We start from the raw sequence: 19,530 nt of genomic DNA on the forward strand, positions 1-19,530 counted from the left end.
AACTTTTTCTAAGCTTTTATAATATCAAATCCAGCTGCTTTCTTTAGTCTATTCATAATAGCGATTCCCATTCCTTTTTCATCAAAAGCCTCAGATAATATTATATCCACTTTTTCATCATCAAATTCTCTTAAAACTTGAAATAGATTTTTGCCTATACTATATAAATCTTCTCTGCTACCTAAAGATTTAATTATAGCATTAGAATACTCCTCAATAGTTTCATCAGTTGCCATAATTCCAACCTTCATATTTGCATCTATATAATTTTGCACTATTTCTTGTATTTTTGCAATACTTTTTTTCAAATCTCCAGTAATAATTTTTACCGGTGCTTTTGGTGCATAATGTCTGTATTTCATTCCAGGTGCTTTAGGCTTAAAATTTTCCTCAGGTTTTTTCATAATAGCAGGATCTATATATACCCTATCATCAATTTCCCTCAACATTTCAACAGTAATACCACCAGGTCTTAAAATACATGGAGGATCTACTGTACAATCAACAATTGTAGATTCAAGACCTACATTACACTTTTCTCCTCCAATTATATAGTCAACTTTCCCATCCAAATCTTGAATACATCTTTCTATTTCTGTAGGACTAGGTCTACCTGATATATTAGCTGAAGGTGCTGCTATTGGAACTCCCGCTTCTTTTATAAGGCCTTTCGCCACGTTATTTGCAGGCATTCTTATTCCTACACTTTCAAGTCCTGCACTTGTCACACTAGGAATTTCATCTGATTTCTTCATTATTAAAGTTAAAGGTCCCGGCCAAAATTCTTCCATCATTTTTTTTGCTATTAGTGGTACTTCTTTAACAAACTGTTCAATATTAAAATCCGCTACATGAATAATAAGTGGATTATCTTGTGGTCTTCCTTTAGCTATAAATATTTTTTGTACAGCTTCATCATCTAAAGCATTAGCTCCAAGTCCATAAACTGTTTCTGTAGGAAATGCCACGAGGCCTCCATTACGTATGATTTTGCCAGCCTTTTCTAACACTTTCATATTTGGTTTTTCTTTATTTAACAATTCAACTTTTGTATTCATTCTTATTCACTTCTTTACATATAGAATTATTCATTACTTTGTATTTTATTACAATAAATTAGTAATTACAAGCCCCAATATTATTCCAAAGAAAATATTAAAGGTTATACTCCTACCTTTCCAAAGCTCTAGTGCCTCTGGAAGCATTTCTCCAAAAATTACATAAAGCATTATACCCGAAGTAATACTTAAACATGCACCCAATAAATTCGATGATATATTTCCTATATATGCTCCGATCCATCCCCCTATTACAGTAGGTAAAGCAGTTATAAATGCATAAATCATTATCTTATAAGACCTAATTTTAGCTGCCATTAAAGGCGCAGATACAGCTATTCCCTCAGGAATATCATGAATTGCTATAAGTAAACTCATCTTAATCCCCAAGCTTCCGCTAGCTAAAAATCCTGCTCCCATTATAATACCTTCTGGAAAATTATGAATCATAAGACCTACAGCAGCCATAAAAGCCACCTTACCGTGGCTGGTATTAAACATTTCCTTATTACCACTTATTATATCTATAATAACAATAATTAAAACTCCTATAAAAGATAAAAGAATGGAACTTAAAAAATTTATATTTGTTACAGCCTCTGGTATTAAATCAAACATTACAATAGATAACATAAGACCTGCTGCAAAAGCATTTATATTTCCTATTAGTTTCTTAGATGGATTTTTTATAATTATACCCACAGATGCTCCAATCATAGTACCAGTTAAAGAAAATAAACTTGCTAACGTTACTATAACAATAAATTCATTCAACAAATTAATACCCCCATTTCTATTTTATAAATATTTTAGTAAATGGGAGTTTATTCTCTAATTTCTATACTCTTTTATTTTTTCTATTGCATCATCTGTAAAATGAGCTTTAACACAATATCTATATATCATATCTAAAAGCTCATATTTATAATATCCACCTTTATTTACTATTAAGTAATAATATTGTTTTTGTAAATTTTCCACTTTAAAATTAATATTGAATCCTTGAGCTAAAGTATATTTTTTTAAAAATTTACTATCCATCACCTTAATCTTATCATTTCTCATTCTAGATTTTAAAATCATTATTATTTTCATATCTTTTCCTTGGTTAATAGTATGGACAAACATAACCTTGTCACATATTATAGTATACTTGCCTCTCCAAAGACCATTTTTAATTTTCATATTGTTTCTATATTCAAATTTTAATATTTCTTTATGCGTACGTGTTAATATAGTAATGATTATTAAAAATTCTATAATTAATAGATATGCTATGAAGAAAAAGGAGAATCTTTTGGTCAAAACTACCGTAATTGGAAGAAATAAAAAAATAAAGCTCATAGATAGCCAAAATCTTTTAAAAGACTTTTTCTGCTTTCTAATTGCTTTATTTATATTCATAATTACACCTCAATAAAAACTTTATTTTTAGGTTTATTCATTATTTCCCATTGATTTCATTTTTTCAGCTTGTTCAACAGTTATCAACGCATCTATTACTTCATCCATATCTCCATCAAGATAAGAATCTAATTTGTATAAAGTAAGTCCTATTCTATGATCTGTTATTCTTCCTTGAGGATAATTGTAAGTTCTTATTCTTTCACTTCTATCTCCTGAACCAACTTGACTCTTTCTATCAGCTGCTATTCCTGCATTTCTTTCTGCTTCTGCTTTTTCAAAAAGTCTAGCTTTTAATACCTTTAACGCTTTTTCTTTATTTTTAAGCTGTGACTTTTCATCTTGACATGATACTACAATTCCTGTTGGCAAGTGAGTCATTCTAACTGCAGAGTCTGTAGTATTTACGCACTGTCCACCATTTCCAGATGCTCTAAACACATCTACTTTTATATCGTTAGGATCTATGTGTATATCAACATCATCAACTTCTGGTAATACAGCTACAGTTGCTGTAGATGTGTGTATTCTTCCACTTGATTCAGTATCAGGTACTCTTTGAACTCTATGAACTCCACTTTCAAATTTCATTTTACTATAAGCTGCATCCCCTCTTAGCATGAATACAACTTCTTTAAATCCACCAATATCCGTTTCATTAGCACTGATAAACTCACTTTTCCATCCATGACGTTCAGCATATCTAGTATACATTCTGAAAAGATTAGCAGCAAATAATGCAGCTTCATCTCCACCTGCTCCACCTCTTATTTCAATAAATACATTTTTATCATCATTAGGATCCTTAGGAAGTAGTAATATTTTCAATTCTTCTTCGTATTGAGTTTTAGCTTCTTCAAGTTCTTTTATCTCTTCTTGAAGCATTTCTTTAAGTTCTCTATCATTCTCTTCTTGAAGCATTTCTTTATCAGCATCTAAATCTTCTAAAGCCTTTTTGTATTCCTTATACTTATTAACTATTACTTCTAATTCAGCATGCTCTTTGCATAACTTTCTCCACTCATTTTGATTAGCCATAACTGATGGGTCACTAATTTTTATAGATAATTCCTCATACTTATTTTCTATAAACTCTAGTTTATCTAACATTGATTTATCACTCCGTATTCATATTTTCACATTTTAATATTATATCACAATTATATAGCAGTTGACAATTGACAGCTTCTAACACTTTAGTTTTTCAACCTTCCTATAACTACTCTATCTAATCCAGCCAAATCTTTAATGCATTTTACTTCTTTAAATCCATTCTCAATCAAAATATTTTGTACATCTTCTTTTTGGTCATGACCTATTTCAAATCCTATCATTCCATCTTGATTTAGAACCCTTAAACTTTGTTCTGTTATCCTTCTATAAAACTCTAATCCATCTTCTCCACCACAAAGAGCGATGTATGGTTCATAATCTTTAACATCTTCCATAAGAGTAGGAATAACTTCTTTCCTAATATATGGAGGATTAGACAAAACCACATCAAACTTTCTTTTGTTATGTATAGCTTCTTCTAATAAATCACTTTTATAACATTTTATTCTATCTTGAAGCATAAATTTATTTATATTTTCCAAAGTAACTTCATAAGCTATTTCTGATATGTCATAGCAACAAATCTTAGTATCGTCCAAAATTTTTCCTACTGAAATTCCAATAGCACCACTCCCACAACACACATCACAAATTTCTGTATAATTATTTTCTTTTATTTTCTCCAATGCTTCTTCTACTAAAATTTCAGTATCACTTCTAGGAATAAGAATTCCCTGTCTTACATTAAAATTTATACCCATAAATTCACATTCACCTAATATATACTTTACAGGCATTTTATTTTTTCGAAGTTCTATTAAATCAAAATATTCTTTTGAAGTTTCTTCATGAATTTCTAAATCCCTGTTTAACATTATAAACATTTTATCCCTCTTTAAAACCTTCTGAAGTAAAAGTTGAGCATCCAGCATATACGTTTCTATATTTTCAACTTTTAAAATATCATATGCTTTTATTAGCAAATCACCTATTTTCAAAATAACACTCCTTTCTAAATAAACACCTAAACACAAATTTATATGATTAAAAATCACTTGCAAAAGCAAGTGATTTTTAATCATATATTCCATTCTTATACTTTTATAGTATTTTACTTTCTAGTATTGAGTCATTTTGTTTTTCAAAATTTATATCTTCATTATTTATTTCTTCATTAAGAATAACTTTTTCATTCTCTTCTAATTCAATATTTTCTATATCGCTGGCTTTTTCCTTTATGCTTTCTACTGTTTCTATCCCTTCTGCTACCTTCAGAGATACTATAGCAACCTCTAATTGACTTAAATCCGGTTCTCTAGTTGTAAGTTTTTGAAGCATAAGCCCTGGATATGCCAATATGTTTGAAAGTGCACCCTCACTTTTTCCCATCCATCTTATAAGTTCATAAGTTATCCCTGAAACTACTGGTAGTAGAACTATTCTATAAATAATTCTCTCTCCAATTGAATTCCAAGGTGTTAAAGAAAATAAAATTATGCTTACTGTCATTACTAAAAATAAAAAATTAGTACCACATCTTGGATGTAATCTTTCCTGTTTCTGAGCATTTTTCGGTATTAATTCTACATCTTTTTCATAACAAAATATAGTTTTATGTTCTGCTCCGTGATATTGAAAAACCCTCTTTATATCTTCCATTTTTCCTATAATGTATATATATATTAAAAATATACTAACTCTTATAAGCCCCTCAAAAATATTTAAGACTAAATTATTTTGTATATTTATTTTTTTGAATGCACTAGCTGCAAAGGTTGGAAGTATAAAAAATAATAAAACTGAAAACATAAGTGAAAGTATAAGTGAAAAACCCATTATTACATCATTAGTTTTATCCTTAAATACACTTTCTACCCATTTATCAAGCTTTGATGGTTTTTCTTCGCCATCTTCTTCTTCAAAAAATGAAGCCGAATAATTTAATGTTTTAATTCCTAGAATTAAAGAATCAATAAGAGTAATAAATCCTCTTATTATTGGAAGTGAAAAAAATTTATTTCTTTTAGAAAGTGGTGTACTTTCTTCAAAATCAACTTCTATTTCCCCATTAGTTTTTCTTACAGCAGTAGCAACTCCTTTGCATCCTCTCATCATTACACCTTCAATTACCGCTTGCCCTCCAACAGAACACTTCTTTTTCATATAAACACCTCTTTTCACATACAACTATAGGCTTCCGTAGCTTTAATGATACAATACTTCTTCTTATTTTTCAAAGAAATTCATTCTTAATATTGTTACATAAATGTAAATTTTACAAATCACTCTTTTTTTCACTATACTTTTGTTTATATTCAAAATAGCAGCTTGCACAAAGTGATTGATACTCAATATTATCCTGATGATCTATAGCTATTTGCTTGCCTTCAAATACAAATTCATCATTTATTTTTCTTCCATTTAACACAGCTTTTTTACCACAAGTACAAATTGTTTTTAGTTCTTCTATACTATGTGCTAATAAAAGCAGTCTTGAACTTCCTTCAAACCCATTCATTTGAAAGTCAGTACGAAGTCCATAACAAATTGTTGGTATATCCATTGTTACAGCAATTTCAAATAATTGATCGATTTGATTTTTTGTGAAAAATTGCACTTCATCTGCTAATATGCAATCAATTTTTCCTTTCTCCTCAGTCCACTTTTCCACCTCATTACATATATTTTCATCTTTAGATAAAATCATGTCCACATTTCTTTTAACACCAAGCCTTGATACTACTTTGTTTCCACCTTTTGTGTCAGTTTCTGGTTTAATAATTATAACTTTCATTCCTCTTTCTTCATAGTTATGCGCTACCTGCAATAAGTTAGTTGATTTTCCGCTATTCATTGCTCCATATCTAAAATAAAGTTTACTCATATTATTTATGCCTCCATTATTTCGTTCTACTATATTAATTTACTAATTTATTTTACATTTATAGATATCTAATTTCAATATTTAAAATTGGATATCTAATTAAAATTTAACAATGTAATAATTTAAATTTCACATGCGATTTTTTATAATTTATCCCTTGAAAAAACTCTTTCAAATTGTTGCTATTTTATAACCCTTGTGTTATAATTTTAAGAGTTGACAATGCGGTTTGAATTATTCTAATAAAGAATAATCTTTATAAGCGAGGTGAAACAAAATGAAAGAAGGTTTACATCCTGAATATAATCATGACGCAGTAGTTAAATGCGCATGTGGAAATACTTTCACTACAGGTTCTACTAAAAAAGAACTTAAAGTTGATGTATGTTCTCAATGTCATCCTTTCTACACTGGAAAGCAAAAGATTTTAGACACAGGCGGAAGAGTAGAAAAGTTCATGAAGAAATACAACTTAAAGAAATAAAAAAGTTTTCTTTAAAAAATGGGAAAGATTTTATCTTTCCCATTTTTCTTTGCTAAACATATCTAAAAATTCTCTATTACTCTTTGTTTTACTCATTAAACCAATTAATTTTTCAGTTATATTTCCTATATTTCCTTCATTGTACATAACTTTTCTTATTCTAAATGAAGCATCTAATTCTTCTTTTGAAAGCAATAAATCTTCTCTTCTTGTTCCTGATTTATAAATATCTATAGCTGGGAAAATTCTTCTTTCTTCAAGTTTTCTATTTAGATGAACTTCCATATTTCCTGTTCCCTTAAACTCTTCAAAAATCATATCATCCATTCTGCTTCCTGTATCAACCAAAGCAGTTGCAAGAATTGTAAGGCTTCCACCTTCTTCAATGTTTCTTGCTGCTCCAAAGAATTTTTTAGGCATTATCAAAGCTCCTGGATCTAGTCCACCTGATAAAGTTCTTCCTGTTGGATTAATAGTCAAATTATATGCTCTTGCTAGTCTTGTTAAACTATCTAAAAGAACTATAACATCCTGTCCTTGTTCAACCATTCGTTTCGCTCTTTCAAGAACCATGTATGCAACCTTTGTATGATGTTCTGGTTCTTCATCAAAAGTTGAGTATATAACTTCACCATTAATAGATCTCTGCATATCAGTTACCTCTTCTGGTCTTTCATCTATTAAAAGAACTATCAATTTAGATTCTGGATGATTTTTAGATATGCTATGGGCTACTTTCTTAAGAAGTGTAGTTTTACCTGCCTTAGGCGGTGCAACTATTATACCTCTTTGCCCCTTACCTATCGGAGAAATTATGTCCATTAATCTTGAAGATAAATCTACTTGACTAGTTTCTAGTCTTAATCTTTCTGTTGGATAGATAGGCGTTAAAGTTTCAAATTTCTTTCTTCCCACAGCTTTTTCTGGATTTTCTCCATTTATCTTTTGAACATATAAAAGAGCTTGAAATTTTTCTCCTTCTTTTGCTGTTCTAACCTTTCCTTCTACTTCATCACCTGTTTTTAAGTTAAATCTTCTTATTTGTGAAGGTGAAACATAGATATCCTTAGGGCCTGTTAAATAATTTTCTCCTCTTAGAAATCCATAATTATTATTTTCTATGATTTCTAAAACCCCTTTTGCAGTATTAGATTCATGTATCATTTCTTTAAGATTTTTCTCTTTTCCTTCATTATTTTCTGTTTCAGTTTGATTTGCATTTTGTTTAGTTTCTTCTACATCTCTATGTACAACTTTAGGACTAATTTTTTCTCTTAATATCGTTCCATCTTTATTTATGGATGCAGGAGAATTCTCACCTATACACTTAATTAGTTCTGCCTTTTTCAGCTTAGAACTTCCTTTAATCCCTAATTCTTTAGCTATTTTTTTTAGTTCGACAACCGTCATACTTTCTAACTCTTTGTTTGTCAAAAATAGCACCTCCATATTCAATTTATTATTTATATTTAACCTTTGGGAAATAATTGACAGAGAAATATTTGAAAGGTATTACCTTTTAGATTATAACCTATTTTTTATTTTTTATCTACTTTTTTCACAAAAAAGTAATCTGAACATAAATTCCCCTTCAGATTACCTAATAATATTTCATAGTTAATTTTTTTATTTTTTCACTTCTTTTTATACTAACTCCTTTTACTAAAACATTGCATATATTTCTTTGTTTACTTCATTATATTTATTAATTTTTTCCTCAACCTTTTCAGTTTTACCTATAAAAAATATAGGCAACCCAACTTTTTCACATCCTCCGATTACCATCGTAGTCTTTATAAAATCTCCTATTCTATAGGTATAATAATGATATTCTCCACATATAGGACATTTAACCTGAAATTCAATTTCCTTATTATTAGTGCACTTTATATTAACTAATTCAAAATATTTAGATATATTTGTTATCTCAAAAATAGATACTCTCTTTAAATCATACTGTCCAACACAATTTTTAAAAGCTACACTAACAATAGTATCCATTACCACTGATTACACCTCCATATACCAATCTTATTTTAATAATTCTATTTGAAATTTATATTTCCTTCAAATTATATAATAATTTTTTGTAAACTATTCTATTAACCAGTAGTCAGATATCAGTAACCATTAAAGAAAGTTTTGCTAAAGCAAAACCTAAACTTAAATAAAAAAAGAGCAAGAACATAGATATTCTCTATATTCTTACTCTTTTTTTATGTTTATTTTTACTTAATTTAATTTTTTTAATTTTCTTTTCATTTTTCTTTGTAGCTACTGGTTAGTAGTCACTAGTTACTGAATGTTGCTTCGCAACATTCTTATTTATCGTTATTTAGTGAAGCTTTTATGAATTCTCTAAATAAAGGATGTGGTCTATTTGGTCTTGATTTAAGTTCTGGATGGAATTGAGTAGCTACAAACCAAGGATGTTCCTTAACTTCTACTATTTCAACCAATCTTTCATCAGGACTTACGCCTGTTATTTTAAGACCAGCTTCTGTTAATTCTTTTCTATATTCATTGTTAAATTCATATCTATGTCTATGTCTTTCATATATAACTTGCTGTCCGTAAGCTCTGAAAGCATTAGAATCTTCTTCTAATTTACAAGGATATAATCCAAGTCTCATTGTACCGCCTTTTTCATCAATATCCTTTTGTTCTGGCATTAAATCTATTACTGGATGAGTTGTCTTTTCATCTATTTCTGAACTATGTGCATCAGTATAAGCTAACATATTTCTAGCATATTCTATTACTGAGCACTGCATTCCAAGACATATTCCAAGGAAAGGTACTGCATTTGTTCTTGCATATTTTATAGCCTCTATCTTTCCTTCTACTCCTCTATCACCAAAACCGCCAGGAACTAATATTCCATCTACATCTTTTAGGTAATCGACAACATTTTCAGAAGTTACATCTTCTGAGTTTATCCACTTAATATCTACATTTGAGTTATTTGCAAAACCACCATGATTTAAAGCTTCTACAACTGAAAGATAAGCATCATGAAGTTCAACATACTTACCAACAAGTCCTATAGTTACATTTTCTTTTAAATTTTTAACTTTATTAACTAATTCTAACCATTCTGAATTATCTATTTCATTGCAATTTAAGTTTAATTTATTACAAACTAAAGTATCTAATCCTTCTTCATGTAACATCATTGGAACTTCGTAAAGATTTTCTGCATCTAAATTTTGTATTACTGCATTTGCATCTACATTACAGAATAATCCTATTTTTTCCTTAACTTCGTGTGGTAGAGGTTTTACAGAACGACATACTAATACATCTGGCTGAATTCCTATTCCTCTTAATTCTTTTACTGAATGCTGAGTTGGTTTTGTCTTAAGCTCTCCCGCTTTTCCTAAGTAAGGAATTAAAGTAAGGTGAATAAAACAAACATTTTCACGACCAACTTCATATTTTATTTGTCTTATTGCTTCTAAGAAAGGTAATGATTCTATATCACCAACAGTTCCACCAATTTCAGTTATAACTACATCTATATCTTTTTCTTTTGCAACTCTATAAACTCTTTCTTTAAGTTCATTTGTTATATGAGGTATTACTTGAACTGTTCCTCCTAAGTAATCTCCACGTCTTTCTTTAGATAAAACCGACCAATATACCTTACCAGTTGTTACGTTACTGTTTTTACTTAAATTTTCATCTATAAATCTTTCATAGTGACCTAAATCTAAATCTGTTTCCGCACCATCATCTGTAACAAAAACTTCTCCATGTTGATATGGACTCATAGTACCAGGATCAACATTTAGATATGGATCAAATTTTTGTATAGAAACCTTAAGCCCTCTATTTTTTAATAATCTTCCAAGGGAAGCTGCTGTTATTCCTTTTCCTAGAGAAGAAACAACTCCGCCTGTTACAAAAATGTATTTAGTATTAGTGCTCAAAAAAATTCCTCCTTTGAATTATGTAAAAGACTCTTGACAAGTCATGCGATAACCATTATAATAGAAATTACCCTATAAAATAGTTTAATTATGCCCTAAAACATATTAACTATAATATCACATTTCTTTTTGTTATGCCAGTCTTTTTTTTGACATATTTTTATTTTTTGTATTTTAATTCACTTTATCAACTTTTTCTTGAACTTCAAAATAAGTTTCTCTAAACTCCTTATTAATAAGAAATTTTTCTTCACCTTTTTTTTCATTGTATTTAATAACTCTTTTATTATTTATCGAAAAATCTTGATTTATCTTATTTAAATCATCACACTTATATTTTTTCAAAAGTAAAAACAAAAGATACTTACATTCTCTATCTTTTAATATTTTATATAATTCTTCTTTTTCTATTCCTTTCATAGAACACATAATATCAATTATCTTTTCATATTTATCTTTTTGGTACATAAAAATCACCTCATTTGAATTATTATCCAAATGAGGCTTAATTAAACACATTTTAAATTTCCTTCGCCTTAATATCTATACTCAAAATAGTTTTTAAAGGTTTTTGTCCTCCTAAACTCATATTGTAATCTATAGAAACTTTCCCACCATCTTTATTTATATTTATATCAAGTTTATTAGTTTCTATAAGCAACTCCAAAGTTCCATAAGGAGTATCATACATAGATATATTCTTTTTTTTATTTTTAAATTCCATTTTAGCGTTAGTTGTTCCCATTCTAATTAAACTGAACTCATCTGGCTTAATTTTTAGTGTAGTAGTAGTTCCATCCATACCAGATAGAGCCGTTTCTTGGTAAACTGCATAGTAACAGTTTCCCTTTTCATAAAACTCTCCTTGAGTAACAACTTCTATAGCTTCATCTTCATTTCCTATTTGTTTACTCCCAACAGATATAATAGCTTTTTTACCCATACACTACCTCTCTTCCTCTATCCTATCATAAATTGAGCTATTTCTTCTTCAGTAGCTGGTTTTACATCAATAAACTTATCATATGGTTTAGTATATTCGCCATACATAACCTTTATCCTATCTTCATCCTTACCTTTAGAATACCTGCCTGAAACCTTCGCTGCAAATTCTATATCTTTTTCTGTAGGCTCCCCTGTTATTATTACCATAGACCCTCTGAATTCTTTAACCAAAAATCCAGTATCTTCAGGCGTAAGAAGTTTTTTAATTTCATTAGCTTCCGCACCTGTTCTTGATGATATTATTTTACATTTTTCAGTAACTCTAAAGTGTCTTCCAAATCTCAAAAGTTCCAATTCTCTTTCAGTTGGAGTTTTCACATACTTCAGCAATTCTCTAAGTCTTACTGAATAATTAGGTTCTGTTAATTTACATCCACCAGCTGGTGATGGATAATCCTTTATTCCCCATTTTTCAGCAAGTTCCATTTGAACTTTTCTTCCTCTTCCTGATATTCCAAGTAATTTCTCTCTATCAACTAATCCTTTTAATTCCATTTCAGTCTCTGGTAAAACCTTGGCACAAAGAGGTCTTAATATCTTTTCTCCAATACCTGATTCTTTTTTTACAACATTTAAAGAAGATTTATTCTGAGACATAGGTCTTTGATTTAAAACCTCCCCAGTTATAATAAAATCCGCATCAAATTTTTCTAAAAGATTTCCCGCATCTCTCATCATCATAGCATGACAATCAATACAAGGATTCATATTTTTTCCATGTCCATGTTTAGGATTTTTAACAGTTTCCAAATGTTCTTGCGAAAAATCCACAACCTCCAAAGGTATATCTATTTGTTTAGTCATTCTTTTTGCATTTTCTGGTCCAAAAAAATACGACTTAAAGCATATACCAATAACCTCTATGCCCTGTTCTTTCACAAGCTTTGCAGCTAGTATACTGTCTAATCCCCCTGATATAAGCGCTAATGCTCTTGTCATAAATTTCTCCTTTCAAATCTTAAACTTATATATTATCTATTGTTTCTCTCTACAGCAAGTTCTATAAGTTCAGTTATTAAATCTGTATAACTTTTTCCTGAAGCTTGCCACATTTTTGGATACATACTTATTTGAGTAAATCCTGGCAAAGTATTTATTTCATTTAAGTATATTTCTTCCGTTTCCTTTTCTACCAAGAAGTCAACTCTAGACATACCTGCACAATCCAAATTCTTATATATCTTAATAGCTTCTTCTTTTATCTTTTCAAGTTTTTCTTCACTTAAAGCAGCAGGTATTAAAAGCTTAGATTCTGCATTTGAATATTTTGCTTCATAGTCATAAAATTCATTAGCTGGAATAACTTCTCCTGGTGTTGCTGCTATAGGCTCATCGTTTCCAAGGACAGCTACTTCAACTTCTCTTGCATTAATAGTTTCCTCAACTAAAACTTTTCTATCAAATTTCAACCCAAATTCAAGCCCTTTTTCTAGTTCTTCTCTATTATGAGCTTTACTTATCCCTACAGAAGAACCACTATTTGCTGGTTTTATGAAAACAGAATACCCTAGTTTATCTTCAATACTATTTATTATCTCTTCTTTATTTTTTAAATATTCATGAGCATTTACAACTACATATTGAGCTTGTTTTACTCCGAAATTTTCTAAAACATATTTTGTATATACTTTGTCCATACATACAGCAGAAGACATAACTCCAGGTCCTACACATGGCAAGTTTTGAAGCTTACACAATCCTTGAATTGTACCATCTTCACCATACAAACCATGTAATACCGGGAAAACTACATCTGCTCGTCTATCAAAAAGGAACTCTTGCCCATTAGCAACTTTATAAGACTGATCTTCTTCCCATTCTCCATTTTCTATTTTATCTATTGAACCTGTATATTGAAACCATTTTCCATCCTTAGTAATACCTATTGGATATACGTCAAATTTGCTTAAATCAATATTTTTCAACACAGATGCTGCTGAAACACGTGATACTTCATGCTCTGTAGATTGTCCTCCGAACAATATAGCCACTTTCTTTTTCATACTATTCTCCCCTTACGCAACTTATTCATCGAATACCTTTGATTTAATTTCTACCATAATATATGTTTATATTTTTTACCTTAATACAAATCACGAACACTTCAAATTATATACCAACATACCAAATATGTGAACTACCAAATCTATTTTACTCTCTAAAGCAGCAATATGAAGTTTATACTACATCTTTTCTATTATATTTAAAACTTTTCTTAAATTTGATTTTTATATGAAATTATATTAATAATTCATGTGCTCTTTGTACAGCATCCTTAATATCTTCGCAAAAATTTTTTTCTCCTATTTTTTCTATAAAGCCATATTTATTAAGCATTTGCATAGGTTGTTCTTGAAGTTCTGAAATAATAAGCTTAGTCTTATTTTTCTTACAAACGTCATATAACATTTCTATGGCATGAAAAGCTGTAGAATCCATAGCTGGCACACTTCCCATTTTTATTATTAAAATCTTAGATGATACTCCTATACCTCTAATCGTATTAACAAATTTATCTGCAGCACCAAAGAAAAACGGCCCACTAATTTCATAAAAAGAAATTTGCTTCAAAATAGATTTATCATCTAAAATTTTTGCGCATTCATTATTTTCTCTCGCATCCAAATTATATGTAATATTGGTAACCTCTGCCATTCTTCTCATGAATAGGAAAGAAGAAAGAACAACTCCAATTCCTATAGCTACCACCAAATCTACAAAAACAGTTAATAAAAAAGTACTAAAAAACACTAAAGCATCACTTTTAGGTGCTCTATTTATTTTTTTAAAAGCTTCCCATTCTCCCATATTATAAGATACCATAATCAATATAGCAGCCAAAGACGCCATAGGTATTAATTTAACATAAGGCATAAGAACTAACATTATAATCAAAAGGCTTATAGCATGTACAATTCCAGCAATAGGTGTTCTTCCTCCATTTTTAATATTAGCGGCCGTTCTCGCTATAGCACCCGTAGCTGGTATTCCACCCAAAACACCTGAAAACACATTAGCAACACCTTGTCCTATAAGTTCCATATTAGAACGATGATTCCCTCCAATCATTCCATCCGCAACCACCGCCGATAACAGAGACTCCACTCCACCTAAAATAGCAATAGTTATTCCTGGAATAATAAGTTCTTTCACCATATTAATATTAACTTTAGGAATTGTAGGAGCTGGAAAGCTTCCTGATATATCTCCAAATCGACTACCTATTGTATCAATATCCATTCCTAAAACCATAACCAATCCTGTACTTACAACGACAGCTATAAGCGTTCCTGGAACTTTCTTATTTATTTTAGGCCAAAATATTATTATCAAAAGCGATAGTATACCTATAAATAGATTTGTAAAATCTATAGAATTAATATTTTGAAAATATGCTGTCCATTTAGAAATAAATTCCCTTGGAACTTTGTCCATTGATAAACCCAAAAAATCTTTTATTTGAGTTGAAAATATAGTTACAGCAATACCACTTGTAAATCCTGTAGTTATAGGATATGGTATATACTTTATCATAGATCCAAATCTAAATAACCCCATTATAGTTAGAAAAACACCTGCAATTATCGTTGCTACAGTTAACCCTTCTAGTCCATATTTTTCTACAATTCCATAAACAATAATTACAAAAGCTCCTGTCGGACCTCCTATCTGAACCCTACTCCCACCTAATAAAGATATTATAAGTCCCCCAACTATAGCTGTATATAGTCCTTTTTCCGGTGAAACACCTGATGCTATAGCTAAAGCTATAGATAAAGGAAGAGCTATAATTGCAACTATAATACCTGCAATCACATCTTTCATAAACTGTTCCTTAGTATAATCTTTTAAACACGTAAATAATTTTGGTACTAACACTAACAAGACCTCCAAACATTTTTTCTTTTGCATTTTTGGTTTTAAAACAAACCCTATATAATTATAGACCCATTTTTAGATTTATCAACAATAATTTGGTTGTATTTGAAAATTAATACTCATCATAACAACCAGTGACCTATAGCCATTAACTAGTAAAAGAAGATTTTCTTTAATCTATAAGAAAATGTTCAATTAAATAAAAAGCTAGTTAAAAAATTATTTTTTAACTAGCTTTTAGCATTACTAACAACTGATTACTGGTAACTATCTGCTGAAAATTATTTTACCTTTCCCTATATTGTAAGTTCTCCATTAGGCGTATTAATAATTTGAATTATTCTTTGTTCAAACCCTGTATTTGCATTGATATATACTATAAAACTATCATCATTATAAGTTCCACTAAACTCATAGCACAGTACTTCCTTATTGTCCTCGGTTGGTATTACAGAAAGACGCACTGAAGATATATTCAGTTTTTTACCAACCTTTTGCTGAGCTTTACTTTGTTCCAGACTAGCTTCTGCTATATCTCTATTAGCTATATGAGATACTAAATATTTTTCAGCTTCTATCCCTATTACACTTCCATTATCCAAAGCTACTTTTAATTTTATTTGATCAGGATAAATAGGAATATCACCCTGAGTATACACATAACTTATTACAACTGAATTCTCACTCTTTAACGTATATGTAGATTCCATATTTGCATATCCAATATCCTTTAAATATTTATTTCCTATATTTACGGCTTTTTTCACATCCATTTTAGGTTCACCAATATTTTTATTATCCAATAAATAAATTATTTCCCCGCCATTTTTACTTACTTCTAAAACAATCCCTTCGCCTTTTTCTCTCCCCTTAAGAGTAACATCAAAACTGTAGGCAGGTATTCTCGTTTTACCTTCTCCCTTCTTTTTTTGTATGTTCTGAACTTTATCTTTTCCTAAAAGATTTTTAACAATATCAATCGCTTCTTTTTCGGTAATCTCTTTTTGTGAAGTTATTCTAGGACTTATTTCTAAAATATTATCTGAAAAAGGTCCATCATATATAAGTGCTGGATATTGAACAACTTGTTTTTGTATTGCTGCAAATTTATCCGTAACTAACTTTTTATCACTTTCTTTCAGTTTACTACCTGCCTTTTTTCGTATTTCTCCCCACTTAACCTTTCCTTTATTTATTTCTGCTTGAACTTCATTTAATTGTATTAATAAATAATCTGCTTCATTTTTCAATGTTTCTATGTTCTTATAATCATCCTCTGACAATTCTTTTCCTTGTGATGATACTTTAGCAAGACTGTAACTAAAATCTCCTACTTGCGATAAAAACCTACTCGTTCCCTCAATAGCTTCTTGTGATATCGGCAAAGAGTGTATCTTATCATTTGCTATACTTGAATATCTGAATATATTTCCAAATACAACTATACTCTGCTCTCTAGAACCTACTATAGCTGACTTAGTTAAATCAACTTTTATATTTCTCACTGCATCAATTAATTGATGCATATTTTTACTATATTCTCCCTGTAAATAATTTCTATAATCCATCCTCTCAAGAGTCATTAAAATAGCAAAAGTACTCGAAAACACTACAATAAACGCTACAGCAATAGTATAAATAATTCTTTTTTTGCTCATTTTCATTTAACTGTTCCTCCATTCATTAGTCCTGTTCCATTTAATGTTAGTATTTGTTGTATTAATTTTTGTTATACGTAAAAATCCAAGGAGAATTATTCCCCTTGGATTTTCTTATACAAATCTTTAGCTATTTCAACAATTTTAAATTTTACAACTATTTTTTCATTATCTATTGAATTAGTATCTAAGTTATTCACAAGTTTATATTCTTGAGGGGTTAGAACCTGCCTCATTTCTTTTTCTGTTTTTTTGTATGCAACTTCCCCTTTTGTTATATCCGTAAAACATAATGGTGGAAACATAACACACCACCAATTATGTCCTTCTCCACTTCCTATGATTATTCTATAAGCTTCATAATTTCCCTCTGGTAAAGTTATATTACCATAGCTTTTAACTGGGAAATTTTCATGAGATATCATAGTTACTACTTTATAAGGATATCCCTTTTCTTCAACAACCCGCTTTGCTATTCTATTTATCATCTTATCATTTTCTTCTATTATTTTTCTTGACTCATTTATACTTTTAGAATCTTTAAGTTTAGGAGATATATATTTAAAAACTTCGTCTCTAACCTTTAATTTCAACGCCTGATCTTCTGTAGTATCACTATTTGCTATAACATGAAACCTTATAAGTTTTTCTGAAATAGAATTTTGACTTGCTCCAAATTTCATATATGAAATCCCTAAAATACTTCCTAATACAATAATTAAAAATAACATAATGGCAATAATTTTATTTTTCATACTACTTGTCCCCCTAATTATTTATCTTTGCTTATTAGAGATCATTGCCATTATTTGTTTATTTTATACCTTCATTCTAAAATAAATTTATACCTTCTAATTTATATCCCTTTTCTTTTAATGAATTAATTATTTCTATTGAATGTTCTCTTGATTGAGATTCAATTTCAAAAGTTACATTTGCAAATTCAAGACCTTTTTCTTCCCAATTCTTTTCCTGTCTTACTTTTACAATGTTAGCTCCTAATTTACCTATAATAGTAATTAATCCTCCTAATTGTCCAACTTTGTCCTGCAATTCTACTGAAAAACCTATTCTTCTTTTTTGCATTATCAATTCTCTATTTATTATCTTTGATACCATTGCTATATCAATATTTCCTCCACTAATTAATACAGCAACCTTTTTACCATGTATTTTTATTTTATTAGCTAATACTGCGGCTAATGGTGTAGCCCCCGCTCCTTCTGCTATCAGTTTACTTCTTTCCATAAGTGTAAAATTAGCATATGCTATTTCATCTTCGGAAACCGTTACTATTTCGTCAACATATTCTTTTATATACTTAAAGTTAAGTTTGCCAGGAGTTTTAACAGATATACCATCAGCTAATGATTTAGTTCCCTCTACTGTTACTACTTTTCCAGCTTCTAGTGATGCTTTACTTGAAGCAATTATTTCTGCCTGTACACCTATTATTTTAATATCAGGTTTTATAGTTTTGGCAGCTACAGCTATCCCAGATATTAATCCACCACCGCCAATTGGTACAAGTATAGCATCAACATCTGGTAAATCTTCTAAAATCTCAAGACCAATAGTTCCTTGACCAGCCATAACATCTTCATCATTAAAAGGATGAACGAAAGTTGCCCCTGTTTCTTTTTGAAGTTCTACAGCTTTGCCGTAACACTCATCATAAACTTCTCCAAATTGAACCACTTCAGCACCATACCCTTTTGTGGCTTGTACCTTAGCTTGTGGTGCAGTAGATGGCATAACTATTGTAGATTTTATTCCAAAAGCTGTTGCCGCATAAGCTACTCCCTGCGCATGATTCCCTGCTGATGATGCAATTACTCCTTTTTCTTTTTCTTCTTGTGTTAAGTTAGCTATCTTATTATAAGCTCCTCTTAGTTTAAAAGCTCCTGTTTTTTGCTTGTTTTCACATTTTAAATAAATTTCATATCCACTTTGTTTTGAAAATGTACTTGAATAAAATAAAGGAGTTCTTCTTGCCACTCCTTTAATATTTTCTTGTGCCTTCTTTATTTTGTTTAAATCAAGATTCATCGTATTCCTCCTCTATAATATATATTATGTTAACTTAATGTTTTTTATAACGTTTTCATTGTAGATAATACTAATATATACATATACATATTCAGCTCTATTTTTTTCTGAATTTTCTTATTTT

Annotated in this window: 19 protein-coding genes; 1 reads left to right on the top strand and 18 read right to left on the bottom strand. The window is 29.7% G+C overall.

Annotated elements, in window-relative coordinates; translation table 11 throughout:
- Positions 1–8 precede the first annotated feature (8 nt).
- The 7 genes from OXH55_RS04250 to OXH55_RS04280 form a co-directional block, all read right to left on the bottom strand.
- Positions 9–1,058: an L-threonylcarbamoyladenylate synthase gene (locus tag OXH55_RS04250; RefSeq protein ID WP_268048199.1), complete on the bottom strand. Its 1,050-nt coding sequence runs from the start codon at positions 1,056–1,058 to the stop codon at positions 9–11.
- A gap of 48 nt (positions 1,059–1,106) precedes the next feature.
- Positions 1,107–1,775 carry a ZIP family metal transporter gene (locus OXH55_RS04255; RefSeq protein WP_418921827.1) on the bottom strand — a complete coding sequence of 223 codons (669 nt, stop codon included), beginning with the start codon at positions 1,773–1,775 and terminating at the stop codon, positions 1,107–1,109.
- Positions 1,776–1,889: 114 nt separating this feature from the next.
- A complete protein-coding gene (locus tag OXH55_RS04260; protein WP_268048201.1) occupies positions 1,890–2,462 on the bottom strand; it encodes a hypothetical protein in 573 nt (190 codons plus the stop codon).
- A gap of 33 nt (positions 2,463–2,495) precedes the next feature.
- Positions 2,496–3,572 carry a peptide chain release factor 1 gene (gene prfA, locus OXH55_RS04265; protein ID WP_268048202.1) on the bottom strand — a complete coding sequence of 359 codons (1,077 nt, stop codon included), beginning with the start codon at positions 3,570–3,572 and terminating at the stop codon, positions 2,496–2,498.
- Between the two features lie 86 nt (positions 3,573–3,658).
- Positions 3,659–4,513: a peptide chain release factor N(5)-glutamine methyltransferase gene (gene prmC, locus OXH55_RS04270; RefSeq protein WP_268048203.1), complete on the bottom strand. Its 855-nt coding sequence runs from the start codon at positions 4,511–4,513 to the stop codon at positions 3,659–3,661.
- 103 nt (positions 4,514–4,616) lie between these two features.
- A complete protein-coding gene (locus tag OXH55_RS04275) occupies positions 4,617–5,678 on the bottom strand; it encodes a DUF1385 domain-containing protein (RefSeq protein ID WP_268048205.1) in 1,062 nt (353 codons plus the stop codon).
- A 112-nt stretch (positions 5,679–5,790) separates the two neighbouring features.
- On the bottom strand, positions 5,791–6,399 hold the full coding sequence (locus tag OXH55_RS04280; protein ID WP_268048207.1) for a thymidine kinase: 609 nt from the start codon (positions 6,397–6,399) through the stop codon (positions 5,791–5,793).
- Between the two features lie 277 nt (positions 6,400–6,676).
- Between OXH55_RS04280 and rpmE the strand changes: the two genes are divergently transcribed.
- The gene (gene rpmE, locus OXH55_RS04285) at positions 6,677–6,883 is read left to right on the top strand and encodes a 50S ribosomal protein L31 (RefSeq protein ID WP_268048209.1); all 207 of its coding nucleotides are present in this window, start codon (positions 6,677–6,679) and stop codon (positions 6,881–6,883) included.
- Between the two features lie 30 nt (positions 6,884–6,913).
- Here the strand turns inward: rpmE and rho are convergent, their stop codons facing one another.
- The 11 genes from rho to ilvA all read right to left on the bottom strand — a co-directional run bounded on the left by rho (position 6,914) and on the right by ilvA (position 19,406).
- Positions 6,914–8,332 carry a transcription termination factor Rho gene (gene rho, locus OXH55_RS04290; protein WP_418921821.1) on the bottom strand — a complete coding sequence of 473 codons (1,419 nt, stop codon included), beginning with the start codon at positions 8,330–8,332 and terminating at the stop codon, positions 6,914–6,916.
- Between the two features lie 213 nt (positions 8,333–8,545).
- Positions 8,546–8,884 (bottom strand): hypothetical protein, encoded by a 339-nt coding sequence (locus OXH55_RS04295; RefSeq protein WP_268049018.1) that lies wholly within the window; start codon positions 8,882–8,884, stop codon positions 8,546–8,548.
- Between the two features lie 320 nt (positions 8,885–9,204).
- On the bottom strand, positions 9,205–10,815 hold the full coding sequence (locus OXH55_RS04300) for a CTP synthase (RefSeq protein WP_268048212.1): 1,611 nt from the start codon (positions 10,813–10,815) through the stop codon (positions 9,205–9,207).
- A 174-nt stretch (positions 10,816–10,989) separates the two neighbouring features.
- On the bottom strand, positions 10,990–11,283 hold the full coding sequence (locus OXH55_RS04305) for a ribose-5-phosphate isomerase (protein WP_268048214.1): 294 nt from the start codon (positions 11,281–11,283) through the stop codon (positions 10,990–10,992).
- 52 nt (positions 11,284–11,335) lie between these two features.
- On the bottom strand, positions 11,336–11,758 hold the full coding sequence (locus OXH55_RS04310) for a YwiB family protein (protein ID WP_268048215.1): 423 nt from the start codon (positions 11,756–11,758) through the stop codon (positions 11,336–11,338).
- Between the two features lie 17 nt (positions 11,759–11,775).
- Positions 11,776–12,759 (bottom strand): tRNA 4-thiouridine(8) synthase ThiI, encoded by a 984-nt coding sequence (locus OXH55_RS04315; RefSeq protein WP_268048217.1) that lies wholly within the window; start codon positions 12,757–12,759, stop codon positions 11,776–11,778.
- A 32-nt stretch (positions 12,760–12,791) separates the two neighbouring features.
- Positions 12,792–13,823, bottom strand: coding sequence for a D-alanine--D-alanine ligase family protein (locus tag OXH55_RS04320; RefSeq protein WP_268048219.1), 1,032 nt, complete (start codon positions 13,821–13,823; stop codon positions 12,792–12,794).
- Positions 13,824–14,058: 235 nt separating this feature from the next.
- On the bottom strand, positions 14,059–15,699 hold the full coding sequence (locus tag OXH55_RS04325) for a SulP family inorganic anion transporter (RefSeq protein ID WP_268048221.1): 1,641 nt from the start codon (positions 15,697–15,699) through the stop codon (positions 14,059–14,061).
- A 296-nt stretch (positions 15,700–15,995) separates the two neighbouring features.
- The gene (gene ypeB / locus OXH55_RS04330; protein ID WP_268048223.1) at positions 15,996–17,363 is read right to left on the bottom strand and encodes a germination protein YpeB; all 1,368 of its coding nucleotides are present in this window, start codon (positions 17,361–17,363) and stop codon (positions 15,996–15,998) included.
- 89 nt (positions 17,364–17,452) lie between these two features.
- Positions 17,453–18,112, bottom strand: coding sequence for a stage II sporulation protein R (spoIIR, locus tag OXH55_RS04335; protein WP_268048225.1), 660 nt, complete (start codon positions 18,110–18,112; stop codon positions 17,453–17,455).
- Positions 18,113–18,188: 76 nt separating this feature from the next.
- Positions 18,189–19,406 (bottom strand): threonine ammonia-lyase, encoded by a 1,218-nt coding sequence (gene ilvA / locus OXH55_RS04340; protein ID WP_268048227.1) that lies wholly within the window; start codon positions 19,404–19,406, stop codon positions 18,189–18,191.
- Positions 19,407–19,530: the final 124 nt, after the last annotated feature.

This window comes from Clostridium ganghwense, from assembly GCF_026735165.1.
Taxonomy (GTDB): Bacteria; Bacillota; Clostridia; order Clostridiales; family Clostridiaceae; genus Clostridium_H; species Clostridium_H ganghwense.